The following is a 12,153-nucleotide window of genomic DNA, read 5'->3' on the forward strand; positions in this document are numbered from 1 at the left end:
TAATCTCTGGAGCGAAACGGAATGAAACGTCCAATCTTTGTTCTATTCGCGGTTCTGGGTATGGGAACGCTGATGGCGTACTCAAATCACGCGCAGTCTGTCTCAACGGCAGCGCCGAAACGGATTGTGACGCCGGATACGCCGCTGAACAATCGACTGGTGAGCGCCGTTCTGCGCGTGGATCTGGCGGGCGTTCAAAGCGCGCTTCACCAGGGAGCAAGCGCGGACGCGCTGCTGGGCTGGGAAGGGCAAACGAACAGAATACCCATCACGATGGCGGCGCTGGGCTCGCCCGATTTACGCAAGGACTATTTGCCGATTTTTCGTTTGCTTGTGACGAACGTTTCCGCGCCAAACGCCGCCGATGAAGAGTCTGGCCGCACGATGCTGATGGCGGCGGTGGATATGAATGACGTCGAATCCGTCCAGCGGCTATTGGCGAAGGGAGCCGATATCAACGCCCAGGCAAAGCGCTGGCCTCAGGGCGCGACCGCGCTCTACAATGCGATCGCCGAGAGCGGGAGAGGCGATCAGGAAGCGTCGCCGGTGATCTTATGCCTTCTCGAACACGGCGCTGATACGAACTTACCGGACGAGAACGGGGTAACTCCGCTGATCCTGGCGGCGCAGCAAGGCAAGGTCAATGTGATCCGCGCTTTGCTGGCGCACGGCGCGGATCCGGCCCTGCGGGACAAGCGAGGATGGACGGCGATTCGATGGACATCGGGACGTGGATGGGATGACGCCACCGCGCTGCTGCGCGACCATTCGCCGATGACCCTTGTGTAAGCCGCCCAGTTTGGTGATCTCGCGCGCCTACGCGCGCATCTGGACGCCGGAGAGGACGCCAATACTCCTGATCCGCATGGGATGACGCCGCTGATGGCGGCGATGCGCACCGGCAATGTCGAGATAGCGCGGCTGCTTCTGGATCGCAAGGCCGATGTGAACCGCAAACGCTCGGACGGGGTCACGGCGCTGCATCTGGCCGCTCTCTTCGGCGACGCCGCCTTGGCCGGTCTTCTCCTGGATCATGGGGCGAACATTAACGCCGCAGTCGAAAAGCCGAGCGGGGTGATGACGCCGCTCACAAACGCCGTGACTCAGGCGCAGGTCGCCGTCGTGGCGCTGCTGATTAAGCGTGGAGTAAACCTGAAAGGCGCGCAGGGCGGCGACGCCCTGGAGATCGCGATTCAGCAAGCCGGCGACGGATTTATCCGCCGACCTATCGATGCTCCGTCGAACTACGGGCCGCGCGGCGATGCTGTGTATGAGGCTCGCTGGCGCATCGTTGAGTTATTGCTCGGCGGCGGGGTTAATGTGAAGAGCCGCGACAGCCATCTGCTATTTCTGGCCGCGAACGGCGGGCAGGCGGGGATTGTCGAATTGCTTTTGAACAAAGGCGCATACGTCAACGGGCGCGGCGCCGTGGGACCTGCCGGCGGCTTAGACGACGGCAAAACAGCATTGATGGGCGCGATCGATTCCTGGAGAATGGCGCGTTTTGACGAGACAAACCCAGACGATGGGCCTCTGTCTGCATCGGCCCTGGCCGACGTGCGCGCATCCGAGCAGTTCGGGCGCAAAACGGTGGAGATGCTGCTGGCGCATGGCGCGGACGTCAACCTGGCCGACGCGCGCGGGGCGACGCCGCTCATGCAGTGCGTCTCCTGCGATCTGCCGGACCTTCCGAAGATGCTGTTCGCGCATGGCGCGAAAGTGGACCTCACGGACTTGCAGGGACAAACCGCGCTCATGCGCGCGGCTATGGAAAACGACCCGGGATTGACCGTTCTGCTTCTTGCCCATCACGCCGATGTCAACCGGCGCGACAAAAAGGGCCGGACGGCTCTGATGCTCGCCATTGACGACGGCTCCAACGATCTCATCCGCACAGAGCGAATGCACGAAGCCGAATTTACCGACCATGGCCCTCTCGATTCGCCATCCGATCTTCCCAATCCCAATGGGCATCCCGAAATCGTACGTCTCCTGCTGCAGCACGGCGCCGATGTGACCGCCATGGCCTCCGACGGCGCGACCGCTCTCAGCCTCGCTCAGAAACAGGGATTTGCGCCCGTAACGGCGCTGCTGAAAAAGGCGGGCGCGAAGCGATGACCGTCGACGACATCGAACCGCCGCCGCTTGCTCATGGCGCCGCCGATGGACGCCGCGTGAAGCCTAGACGCGAAATTTGAAGACGGCGAGGAGGCAGACGAAATGAATGACATCGCATTGATCGAAGCCGCGAAGTCCGGCGATTTAGAAACGCTTCGAGCGATGCTCGATAGCGAAGCGAATGTGGCAGCGCTAAACCCATCGGGAGATACGGTATTGCTTGTGGCCGCCGGAGCCGGGCAACTGGACGCAGTGCGTCTGCTTATCGAGTGCGGCGCTGATGTCAACGCTCGGAGCCGCGCGGAGCGGACAGTGCTCATGGTCGCCTCAGAAAAGGGACACGCCGCCATCGTGGACCTGCTAATTGGCGCGGGCGCCGAAGTGGACGCTGTCAACCAGTGGGGGCAGACGGCGCTGGTGATGGCAGCTTCCTCCGATCGCAGTGATGTTGTTTCTCTGCTCATAACTGCCGGCGCCAAGATTGGGATTGTGGAGGCGGCGCTGCTGGGGCGTGCGCTGGATGTCGCGCGAATGCTGGAAACGGGCAGTGATATCGCCACGCAAAACTCCTGCGGTATGACGGCGCTGACTGGAGCAGTGATAGCCGGGCATTCGGAATTATGCGTGGCGCTGTTGGATCGCGGCGCAAATTTGGAACTGCGGGACACGCTCGGTCGCGTCGCGCTCTCACACGCGGTCCAAAAGTCGCGTTTCGATCTTGTTTCACTGTTGTTGGATCGAGGCGCGGACGTGAATACGATGAGTGATAATGGGAGTACGCCGATGAAGACGGCGGTCATTGGTCGGAACACGGAGATGATGCTTCTCTTGCATAAACGAGGGGCCGATGTGCACAGCGTCGACAAAGATAATTATACCGCGCTGCATATCATCATCTTGCGTCACAGTGATGCAGATGTGTTGGACCTGCTGTTAGAGTGGGGTGCAGATATCAATGGCGTGGATAGGCAAGGCAGGACAGCGCTTTATCTGGCGGTTTACGTCGGCCAACGCGAAGCCGTAAAACTTCTTGCCTCGCGCGGCGCCAACCTGAACATTCCCGATTCCAAGGGCCAAACTCCTCTGCGAATTGCGATCAGTGATCAGCGTGCAGACATTGCCGAGGTATTGCTCCAAGCGGGAGCCGCTTCTATTCCGGAGACGAAGACGGAAAAAGTGTTGCGCGAGAACTGGGAAAAGTATCGACAGACTTTGGAGCAAGCCGACATAGTGAAGAAGACGCAAAATGAGAGATGATGCCTCGGACGCTAGCGGCATGTCTCCAGGCCGCTTTGCGTCGTTTCCAGCGCACGAGAACGGAGTGACCTCCGCCTCATTTTCGCCGAACGGGGCCACGCTCGCCACGGGCGGCTACGATGGCGTCGTTCGCCTATGGGACACGAACTCTTGGCGCGAGACGCAAGCGCTGCCGGGGCATCGGCGTGGTCACGTCGCTTTTGCGCCGGACGGCGCTCGCCTCATCAGCGGCGGACTGCACAAAGACGCCGTCGTCTTTGACACATCCACTTGGGAAGTCATCGGTGTGCTTGCGGCGTCTGGCGGCGTGTGGTCCTTAGCCTATCGCCCTGACGGTTCCCAAATCGTTCTGATCGAGCCGAACGAAGACAGCGAAGAACGCGCGCATCGTCCGGTCGAGTTTTGGGATCCTCACAGTTTAACGATGACTGGGACAGCCAACGTCGGAACTGATGACGCATACGCCGTCGCTTTCTCTACAAACGGTCAATTCGCCACGCTCGCCCACGCTCCCGGCGGATCGGTGAGCCTTTGGAGCGCGGACTTTGCGCGGCGATTGCATCTGTTCCAAGCGCACAACCTTGCCGCCTGGGGATTGGCTTTTGCGCCCGACGGCAAAACGCTTGCGACTGGCGGCGCGGACAATGTGGCTCGCCTCTGGGACACAGCAAGCTGGGAAATGCGTCATGAGATAACGTATTCAGAGTTTGAGGAGGCGATGGGTTACAACAATGGCGTGCTTTGCGCGGCGTTCTCTCCAGACGGTTCGCTTCTCGTCACAGGCGGACTGGACGGAATGCTGACGGTTTGGCGCCTGTGAACGTACAACCGCATTCGATATAAAGACGAGAATCCCATTGAAAACAATCACACGAAGAGGTAAGGATACGATCTTGCCTATTGTCGGCGACTCCGTTTCCGAATTATGTTTGAGCGCATCACGACCGTTTGCTATTGTCTTTCAAGACGCCAGCAATGAAGAATCTCATTTGACGCTTGAGCAGGATATCCTGCTCAAGCGTGGCGATGTTGAGCGGCGAGTACCCAGCTATCGTTCTAACGCGCCCTTTGATCCAAGCCAATTATCTCCGTTGTTGGATCTGCTTGGCTCGATGGTTACTGACACCTGCGCTTATCACGATGGCCGTCTGGAAGTGACATTCTCTTGTCAATGGAGCCTGCTTGTTCTGCCCATTGAAAGTTATGAGGCTTGGCGTTTTCAATATCCTCGTCCTGGGCGTCCTATTGGAGGTAACCTTGCGCACGCACAGAGCCTGGGTGGATACGAGGGGGGACTTGTCGGATAATGTCACACTTGCCCGGAGATCCCAAACAACGGTTTCCACATCCCGCAAATTTAGAAATCCTGGCTGTTCTTGAAGCGCTTTCTTCTCCTCCTCCGACTGATCCTGAGAATATTTTTCTTGAGATCGATGATTACGAATTGCATACTCATCCTGAGTTATACGATTGCTTGCTGGAGTTGTCGCGAAAGTTACCCTGCCAATGCTTCTCCGCCGCGTTTGGCTATGCCATTTTGGTTTCTCCCGGGGGAGTAATTTTCGGCGTCGCTGGCGGTATTGGGTATATCGCGCTTCGCCTCGCGCCATATATGCAGCCGCCGGATTCCGTGCTTGATACTCAACTCAATGAATATGATAGCCTTGAATGGGGACGGTTTGATATGTTTGCAGATCTCGACGACTGGAGCAAATACGCATATGAGCATGCGAAACAATTAGAGACATTATGAATAGCATTCAAACGATATTGGAGCAATAAAATCTGCCCGGCGGCGGGAGAGTATCAACCTATGACTGAGAATTTAGTGACAACGCGGGAAGAGATAATCGTCTATCCCGACAAGAAGAAGATTATCTGTAGGCTCAATGCGCGGGCCGTCTTTATTATGCTGCCGGTGGCGCTCGGTCTGTTCGCCCTGTTCGGCTTCCTTCGGGGCTTGCTGAGAACGCCTATCCCGCCGTTCATCAATGCTGAGTTCGCTGTCTTGCCCTGGCTTGTTTTAGGTTTCTACGTCTTTGCCTATGTCGCCGCTCTGGCGAATGTTCGGCGGCAAAATCAGCCGATTGTGACGATATCGGCGGAAGGGTTGATGATTTATACTCTCGCCACTCAGCTCGGCCTGGTGCGATGGGACGAGATCGCCAATGTGACGACTTATAACATGATCTACCGCTATGTCGGGATCATTCCGCGCGATACCGCCGGACTTTGCCGTCGTTTGGGCGCCGTCTCATGGCTTATCCGCATGAATTCATGGTGCGTTCCGCTGTACCGATTGATTGGTGTCCCTCTCGCGCCCATCAATATCCCGCAAGAATATCTGCCGATATCCGCGGACGAGCTTGCACAGCGCATTCGATCGTACCGAGCCGGAATGACGGCTCCGTCTGTCGGGCATGACGAGACAGGGGTGTGGCCTCCGCCGCCAAGCGGCCAGATATTCTGGAGTTAGCCTGCGCGGAGTATCGTCGCGAGGCCGCGTACGCCGTCGATGATCTCTTGGGAGGAGGCGGCTGCGTAGCCGAGGACCAGGCCCGAGCGCTGTGGGGTTTCTAGATAGTTGTGGGAGAGCGCTTGCGTTCGGATGCCTTGTTTCTCCGCCGCCAGCGCCACTTTCCCGTCATCGATGCTTGTCGGGAGGTAGCCGACGAGGTGCATGCCGCCGTCGGCGGGGGCGGTGTCTAGTGTTCCGCCGAGTTCGCGTCGAGTTTCTTCCACGAGCAGCTGCTGGCGTTCTTGATAGAGCGATCGCATGCGGCGGATGTGGCGCTCGAAGTGGCCTTCCTGCATGAATTCCGTGAGGATGAGCTGTTCGCGCAGCGGCGAGTGTGAGTCCATCAGGCGGCGGGCGACGGCGAAGGCGTCGACGAGCGCCGGCGGCGCGACGATGTAGCCGAGGCGCAGGGCGGGGAACAGCACTTTGCTGAAGGTGCCGGTGTAAATCACGCGTCCGTGGGTATCCAGGCTTTGCAGCGCGGCCAGGGGACGGCTGACATAGCGGTACTCGCTGTCGTAGTCGTCCTCGATGATCCAGGAGTGTGCTTCGCGGGCCCACTCCAGCAGGGCGAGCCGCCGCGCGAGGCTCATGGTTACGCCCAGTGGCATCTGGTGCGATGGGGTGACGAACGCCATGCGCGCATCGGGGGCGCGCTCACGTCCTGCAGCGACGTTCAGTCCTTCGCTGTCCACGGGAACGGGAATAAGACGCGCGCCGGTTCCCAGCAGCGCGCCTTTGGCGCCGAAGTACCCCGGCTCCTCCATCCAGACGGCGTCTCCGGGATCGATCAGGACATGCGCGGCGATGGCGATGGCCTGCTGCGATCCGGCGACGATCAAGATCTGTTCCGGCGAGCATCGGACCCCGCGCGCGGATCCCAGATAGGCCGCGACCGATTCTCGCAGTGGCAGGCAGCCGGCGGTCGGTTGATAGGACGACGCGTGCCGCGTCGTTCTGCGTCCCACCCGCGCGCCCAGTCGGCCCCAGAGGGCGTTTGGGAATTCGTCCAGCGCCGGCGTGCCGAGCAGAAACGCGCGTCCTAACTTCTGCCCGCGCAGAAACTGCGCGATCGCCTGGGACGTGTGCTTTTTCTGCTCCAGAAATCGCTGGGAGAACTGCGGCGTGTCCGCGATCGCTTCCGGAAGAGGCTTTGCGGGAACGACGAGATTCAGGAAGTCCTCGGGAAGCGCCCGCGCGACATAAGCGCCCGCTCCCACGCGCTCGTCGATATAACCTTCGGCGTACAGCTGCGAGAAGGCGTCCACCACCGTACGCCGCGACACGCCGAGATCGCCGGCGAGCGTGCGCGTGGAGGGGAGACGCTCGCCGGGTGTCAGTCGGCGGTCGAGAATGGCGCTCCGCACCCCATCGTAAATCTGTCGATGCAGGGGCGCCGCCAGCGTTCGGTCCAGGTTCAGGCCCGTCAGAATGGCCCCAGCAGCGCGTTTCGGCACGTGTTTTCTCCCAAAGTGGTATCGTCATTTTGGCGATAACTGGGACTGTTGTCAATCCAATCCGAGCGGTACAATGGATGGCGGACAGAAATTCGCCGGCAAATACGCATCCGGTGGAAAGGGAAAGAACAATGACGGATCACACACACACGCCGCGCATGAACCTGCTGGAAATCGCCCCTGAAGTTTACGCGGCCATGCGGGCGTTCGGCAAAACCACGGACGAATTTGGCCTGGACGCGGGGCTGCGCGAGATGCTCAAGATCCGAGCCTCTCAGATCAACGCCTGCGCGTTCTGCCTGGATATGCATGTTCAGGAGGCTCGCCGTCACGGGATCACCGACGATCGCATGCATCTGATCGCCGCCTGGCGGGAGGCGCCCTGCTTCAACGAGGCGGAGCGCGCGGCGTTCGAGCTGACGGAGGCCGTGACGCGAGTCTCCGAAGGCGGCGTCTCCGACTCGCTTTACGAGCGGGTGCGGACCCAGTTTACGGAGCGCCAGTATGTGGGACTGCTGACAACCATCACGGCGATCAATTCCTGGAACCGGCTGATGGTCGGTGTCGGCAATGTTCCCTCGATCCGATAGCGAGGTTTGCGAGAGGAGAACGGTCGATTGACAACACAGCGTGAAAAGGCGATTCGGCTGCGCGAGCTTCACCAGGGACCGCGTATTTTGGCCCTGCCGAATGTTTGGGATTGCGCGGGCGCCCGATTGGTGGAGGAGGCGGGATTCTCCGTTGTCGCCACCGCGAGCGCCAGCATGTCCTGGTCGCTGGGGTACCCCGACGGCCAGTCCTTGCCTCGGGAGGAGATGCTGTTCATGGTCCGGCGAATCGCCGCGACGGCGCAGGTCCCGGTGACGGTGGATATTGAGGCGGGCTACGGCGCGAACAGCGTTTCCGAAGTCATCAAAACGGCGCAGGGGGTGCTGGACGCCGGCGCTGTTGGGATCAACCTGGAGGACGGCGATGGGGACGGCGGCCTGACGGACATTGCGTTTCAATCGGAAAAGATCATCGCGCTGCGCGCGCTGGGGGAGTTTGCGGGGATCCCCATCGTGATCAACGCCCGCACCGACGTCTTCCACGCCGGTATTCTCGAGCCCGATGAGCAGTTCCCGGAAGCCGTCCGCCGCCTGAACGCCTACCGCGCGGCGGGCGCGGACTGCCTTTTCGCCCCGTTCGTAACCGACGCCCCAATGATCTCCGCGCTCGTCCGCGACCTCCATGGCCCGCTGAATATCCTCGCGATGCCCGGAATGCCGTCGCTCTGTGAACTGGAAGCCATGGGAGTCCGCCGCGTCAGCACCGGCCCTGCGCTTTTCCTGGCGGCCGCGACCACAGCGCGCCGCATGGCCGAACACCTGCGCGAAGACGGCGTCTGCCGCACGGCCGGCCCGGGATCGATCATCTATCCCGAAATGAACCGGCTGATGATGCGGGTGACGGAGCTGTAGTTCCTCTGGGAAAAATCTGTCCGCTTTTTCGCGCTCCTGGACAGTACTATGGTGTAGGGAGAGATGAAAGACGATGGACGATCAGCGCTTACTGCGCGAATTTACGGAGCGACGGTCGCAGGGGGCGTTCTCGGAGCTGACGCGGCGGTACCTGCGTCTGGTGTACTCGACGTGTCTGCGCGAACTGGGAGACGTGGAGGCGGCGCAGGACGCAACGCAGGTTGTGTTTCTGCTGCTGGCGCGCAAAGCGCGCTCGCTGCGGGGACGAGCGCATCTGCCGGGGTGGCTGTTTCATACCGCGCGCCTGGTGTCCAAAAATCTTCGCAAGCAGGAGCGCCGGCGGGCGGAGCGGGAGCAGACAGTCATGCGTGGCATGCTTGAAGATGAGGGCGGCGCGGCGGAATGGCAATCCGTCGATCCCTATCTAAACGATGCGCTGTCGTCACTGAAGGCCCTGGACCGGGACGCCGTGCTGCTTCGGTTCTTTGAGGGCTGCACGCTGTCCGAGGTCGGATCGCAGTTGGGAGTATCCGAGGAAGGCGCGCGCAAGCGCGTGGACCGAGCGCTGGACAAGATGCGCGGATACTTCACTCGCCATGGAATCGCGGCTCCCTCCGCCGCTCTGGCGCTCCTGCTCAGCGCGCACGCCGCCAAAGCCGTTCCCATGGACTGCGTTCGTTCCGTCCAGGCGCTCAGCGTTCCGGCCGCCTCCGGAGCCGCCGTTTCCTCCTACGCCGGCGCGAAAATCGCGCATCTGACACAAGGAGTGATTCAAGTGATGACAATGACAACTTTCAAAACGGCCGCTGTGGTTCTCGTACTCGCCGGCGCGGGTGTCGGCGGCTTCTGGCAAATCGCTTCCGGGGCGCAGGCGGCGTCGAAAGGCCCGATCATCGCGGTCTCCGGCCCCGTCCCCAAGATCGTCCAGCAGGCGGTCCATTCCGCCTACGCCGGCGACTTTTCTTCATTGAACTCGTCACTGGCGCCGGAGATGAAGAGCGTGCTGACAAAAGACGCCGTCTCCGGCACCAGCGCCCAGCTCAAGGCGCTGGGATCCATCAAGGATACATCTCTTGTTTCCCGGCAAGCGATGGACGACAGCGAAGAGTATCGTTTCACGATCCACGCCGTGCTGGGAACGGCGGAAGGACGGCTCGATCAAACCTCGGACGGGAAGATCTCGCTCTTCGAGCTCACTCCAGGAGCGATTTCTCCCGTGACATCCCCGCAAGCGCTGCTGGACCAAGCCGTCGCGCTGACCGTCGCCGGCGACGCCGCCGCGCTGCGTGCGAAGTCCACTCCCCAAATGGCGAATCTTCTCACTCCCGACGCCGTTTCGTCGATACAGTCCCAGCTTCGCGCGTTCGGCTCCATTACAAAAGTGACGATCGATCAAAAAACAAACGCCGGCGGGGCCATCACTGCCCAATTTCACATCGACTTCACCAGCGGCCAGGCGACCGGGACGCTGACAGAAGACGCGCAAAGCCGAATTGCCGGCCTGGAGTTTCACCTCGCTCTATGATTGGGCCGGGCGTCTGCGCTCCATTGCTCCAGCAGCGCATGCTGCGCGGCGTTGATCTCGATCCCAGGCCGCGCAGCGCGCACGATCTGTATCGCCTCATCGATGGACGCCGCCTGACCGCACGCCGCCAGCGCCGCCGCGACGACTGTCGCCGAGCGCCCATGCCCCAGCGCGCAGTGAACGTAAACGGGACCTGGGTGCGCGGCAATAGTCTCCACCATTTGCCGGAACCCTGGCAGAGACGGCGCGGCGGCGTCCATCGTCGGCAGACACAGATAAGCGCGTCCCGCGCGCACGTCCCTCGGCTCCCCAAACTCAGCCGTCAGATCCGCGACCAGCATGATACCGGGCGGCAGCTCCGCCGCCGAGCACCGTCGCCCCAGCCAGAGCCCCGGCGCGATCTCATGACATGACCTCTCACGCGTCAGCCGCTTTTGCAATTCCCACAATCCCCAGGTCACCAGGAGATACGGCAACAGCAAAACGACGCTCCCCCACGCCATCGTTCCCCCAGGCCGCTTGCCGAAGACACGCGGACCCACGGGAAGATACGCCGTCGACGCGAGAATCCAGCTTAGCCCGGACCATGCCAGCAGCCACGCCCCAGACCCCGCGCTGCGCGCGACGTACAACTGAGCGACTCCGATGACGGCGAGCGTGACGGCGTATTTCATTCATTCCGTCCCCTGAAACTCGGTGATGCGTACGACATCCGCTAGATTTAGATGCTCGAAGCAACCCTGGATCATGTTTGTCGCGCGCAGGTTCTCCAAATCAAAAATGCGCGGCCAGCTTGTAATAGTGCGGGAATTGGCCGCATAGCTCTCTTTGTTACGGCGCTTCCACTTTCGTCGCCTTGCCATAAATCCCGTTTGGCCCGACCCATCCGTTGATTCCGCCACGGTTATTCCCGATTTGGAAGCGCCCTTTGTCGATGGCTTTGACCAGATGCAAGTAGTCGTTCCCATGGACACGGACCAGCACAATATCGCCGACAGTGAGGGTGGCGGGATCGCAGGGTTCGACAGTCACGAGGTCGCCGTCGTTGACTTTGCCGTGCATGGAGTGTCCGCGCGGTTTGATCTGCACGGTCTCGCCTTTGCGTAAGGCTTCTTTGGCGGATAAGGCCCAGCTCATGAGGCGTCTCCTATTTCTCTCCCCGTACGGCGCGCACGAAGGCGGCCATTTTGGCGGGGTCTTTTACGCCGGGCGATGCTTCGACGCCTACAGTAACGTCCACGGCATAGGGGCGCACGTTGACGACCGCCGCGCGGACGGTTTCTGGGGTCAGCCCGCCGGCGAGATAGATGCGTTTGCCGAATTGGTGGACTTCGCGGGCGAGCGACCAGCCGTAGGATTCTGGGTGGGGATGTCCCGCGGGGGCGGGCGCGTGGACGTTGAGCAGAAAGTTCTGCACGAGGCCGTTAAACGCGGCGATCGTGCGCAGGTCTTTGTCGCCGGTCAGGTGGAACGCTTTGACTTTGCGCCGCATGTCCCAGTTTTCGCGTATCACTTCCGGCCAAATGGCGTCGTCGTAATATTGGATTTGGTGGAACCGGGCGAACAGCTCGGCGCTCGCCAGACGCCACTGGGGATGGGTATGACCGGCGAAGGCGCCGACACAAATGATCCGCGCGGGCAGCCGCGACGAGATCTCATAAAAGACATCCGGCAGGATCAGCCGCTCACTGTTCTCATCACAGACAAACCCCAGCATATCTGCGCCCGCATCCACCGCCGCCTTCGCGTCGTTCCAGCTGGTGATCCCGCAGATCTTGATGAGCGGCATTGGGGACCTATTTCCCTGTGCTTTCGTGA

At 60.9% G+C, this 12,153-nt stretch carries 14 protein-coding genes and 1 pseudogene; 11 read left to right on the forward strand and 4 right to left on the reverse strand.

The window, feature by feature from the left end; genetic code table 11:
* Nucleotides 1-21 precede the first annotated feature (21 nt).
* The 8 genes and pseudogenes from D5261_RS10490 (at nt 22) to D5261_RS10525 (ending at nt 5,851) form a co-directional block, all read left to right on the forward strand.
* Nucleotides 22-789 (forward strand): ankyrin repeat domain-containing protein, encoded by a 768-nt coding sequence (locus D5261_RS10490; protein ID WP_119323694.1) that lies wholly within the window; start codon nt 22-24, stop codon nt 787-789.
* Nucleotides 790-801: 12 nt separating this feature from the next.
* Nucleotides 802-1,881: pseudogene (locus D5261_RS33405) on the forward strand (ankyrin repeat domain-containing protein); the annotation flags it as partial.
* 21 nt (nt 1,882-1,902) lie between these two features.
* On the forward strand, nt 1,903-2,118 hold the full coding sequence (locus tag D5261_RS33410) for a hypothetical protein (protein ID WP_354673125.1): 216 nt from the start codon (nt 1,903-1,905) through the stop codon (nt 2,116-2,118).
* Nucleotides 2,119-2,220: 102 nt separating this feature from the next.
* Nucleotides 2,221-3,375, forward strand: coding sequence for an ankyrin repeat domain-containing protein (locus D5261_RS10505; protein WP_119323692.1), 1,155 nt, complete (start codon nt 2,221-2,223; stop codon nt 3,373-3,375).
* Nucleotides 3,365-4,195 carry a WD40 repeat domain-containing protein gene (locus D5261_RS10510; protein ID WP_119323691.1) on the forward strand — a complete coding sequence of 277 codons (831 nt, stop codon included), beginning with the start codon at nt 3,365-3,367 and terminating at the stop codon, nt 4,193-4,195. The genes D5261_RS10505 and D5261_RS10510 overlap by 11 nt, the downstream gene beginning before the upstream one ends.
* A gap of 37 nt (nt 4,196-4,232) precedes the next feature.
* Nucleotides 4,233-4,682 carry a DUF6188 family protein gene (locus D5261_RS10515; protein ID WP_125206223.1) on the forward strand — a complete coding sequence of 150 codons (450 nt, stop codon included), beginning with the start codon at nt 4,233-4,235 and terminating at the stop codon, nt 4,680-4,682.
* 8 nt (nt 4,683-4,690) lie between these two features.
* Nucleotides 4,691-5,128, forward strand: coding sequence for a hypothetical protein (locus tag D5261_RS10520; protein WP_301002464.1), 438 nt, complete (start codon nt 4,691-4,693; stop codon nt 5,126-5,128).
* Between the two features lie 60 nt (nt 5,129-5,188).
* Nucleotides 5,189-5,851: a hypothetical protein gene (locus tag D5261_RS10525; RefSeq protein WP_119323688.1), complete on the forward strand. Its 663-nt coding sequence runs from the start codon at nt 5,189-5,191 to the stop codon at nt 5,849-5,851.
* On the opposite strand, the gene pdxR is transcribed toward D5261_RS10525, so the two are convergent.
* Nucleotides 5,848-7,350 carry a MocR-like pyridoxine biosynthesis transcription factor PdxR gene (pdxR, locus tag D5261_RS10530; RefSeq protein WP_119323687.1) on the reverse strand — a complete coding sequence of 501 codons (1,503 nt, stop codon included), beginning with the start codon at nt 7,348-7,350 and terminating at the stop codon, nt 5,848-5,850. The genes D5261_RS10525 and pdxR overlap by 4 nt on opposite strands.
* Before the next feature lie 131 nt (nt 7,351-7,481).
* On the opposite strand from pdxR, the gene D5261_RS10535 reads away from it, so the two are divergent.
* From D5261_RS10535 to D5261_RS10545, 3 genes are all read left to right on the forward strand, one after another.
* Nucleotides 7,482-7,940 (forward strand): carboxymuconolactone decarboxylase family protein, encoded by a 459-nt coding sequence (locus D5261_RS10535; RefSeq protein WP_218025715.1) that lies wholly within the window; start codon nt 7,482-7,484, stop codon nt 7,938-7,940.
* 27 nt (nt 7,941-7,967) lie between these two features.
* The gene (locus D5261_RS10540; protein ID WP_165864493.1) at nt 7,968-8,810 is read left to right on the forward strand and encodes an isocitrate lyase/PEP mutase family protein; all 843 of its coding nucleotides are present in this window, start codon (nt 7,968-7,970) and stop codon (nt 8,808-8,810) included.
* Nucleotides 8,811-8,883: 73 nt separating this feature from the next.
* A complete protein-coding gene (locus tag D5261_RS10545; protein ID WP_119323685.1) occupies nt 8,884-10,335 on the forward strand; it encodes an RNA polymerase sigma factor in 1,452 nt (483 codons plus the stop codon).
* Here the strand turns inward: D5261_RS10545 and D5261_RS10550 are convergent.
* From D5261_RS10550 to D5261_RS10560, 3 genes are all read right to left on the reverse strand, one after another.
* Entirely contained in the window at nt 10,320-11,009 is a 690-nt protein-coding gene (locus tag D5261_RS10550) for a dual specificity protein phosphatase family protein (RefSeq protein ID WP_119323684.1), read from the reverse strand. The two genes, D5261_RS10545 and D5261_RS10550, sit on opposite strands and share 16 nt — an antisense overlap.
* Before the next feature lie 157 nt (nt 11,010-11,166).
* Nucleotides 11,167-11,472 (reverse strand): S24 family peptidase, encoded by a 306-nt coding sequence (locus tag D5261_RS10555; protein ID WP_119323683.1) that lies wholly within the window; start codon nt 11,470-11,472, stop codon nt 11,167-11,169.
* A 10-nt stretch (nt 11,473-11,482) separates the two neighbouring features.
* Entirely contained in the window at nt 11,483-12,124 is a 642-nt protein-coding gene (locus D5261_RS10560) for a phosphoribosylanthranilate isomerase (protein WP_119323682.1), read from the reverse strand.
* Between the last annotated feature and the right edge of the window lie 29 nt (nt 12,125-12,153).

This window comes from Capsulimonas corticalis, from assembly GCF_003574315.2.
Taxonomy (GTDB): domain Bacteria; phylum Armatimonadota; class Armatimonadia; order Armatimonadales; family Capsulimonadaceae; genus Capsulimonas; species Capsulimonas corticalis.

Coding starts and splice junctions, on each gene's coding strand:
- D5261_RS10490 (WP_119323694.1), top strand. CDS start 22: ATGAAACGTCCAATCTTTGTTCTATTCGCGGTTCTGGGTATGGGAACG.
- D5261_RS33410 (WP_354673125.1), top strand. CDS start 1,903: ATGCACGAAGCCGAATTTACCGACCATGGCCCTCTCGATTCGCCATCC.
- D5261_RS10505 (WP_119323692.1), top strand. CDS start 2,221: ATGAATGACATCGCATTGATCGAAGCCGCGAAGTCCGGCGATTTAGAA.
- D5261_RS10510 (WP_119323691.1), top strand. CDS start 3,365: ATGAGAGATGATGCCTCGGACGCTAGCGGCATGTCTCCAGGCCGCTTT.
- D5261_RS10525 (WP_119323688.1), top strand. CDS start 5,189: ATGACTGAGAATTTAGTGACAACGCGGGAAGAGATAATCGTCTATCCC.
- D5261_RS10535 (WP_218025715.1), top strand. CDS start 7,482: ATGACGGATCACACACACACGCCGCGCATGAACCTGCTGGAAATCGCC.
- D5261_RS10545 (WP_119323685.1), top strand. CDS start 8,884: ATGGACGATCAGCGCTTACTGCGCGAATTTACGGAGCGACGGTCGCAG.
- D5261_RS10550 (WP_119323684.1), bottom strand. CDS start 11,009: ATGAAATACGCCGTCACGCTCGCCGTCATCGGAGTCGCTCAGTTGTAC.
- D5261_RS10555 (WP_119323683.1), bottom strand. CDS start 11,472: ATGAGCTGGGCCTTATCCGCCAAAGAAGCCTTACGCAAAGGCGAGACC.
- D5261_RS10560 (WP_119323682.1), bottom strand. CDS start 12,124: ATGCCGCTCATCAAGATCTGCGGGATCACCAGCTGGAACGACGCGAAG.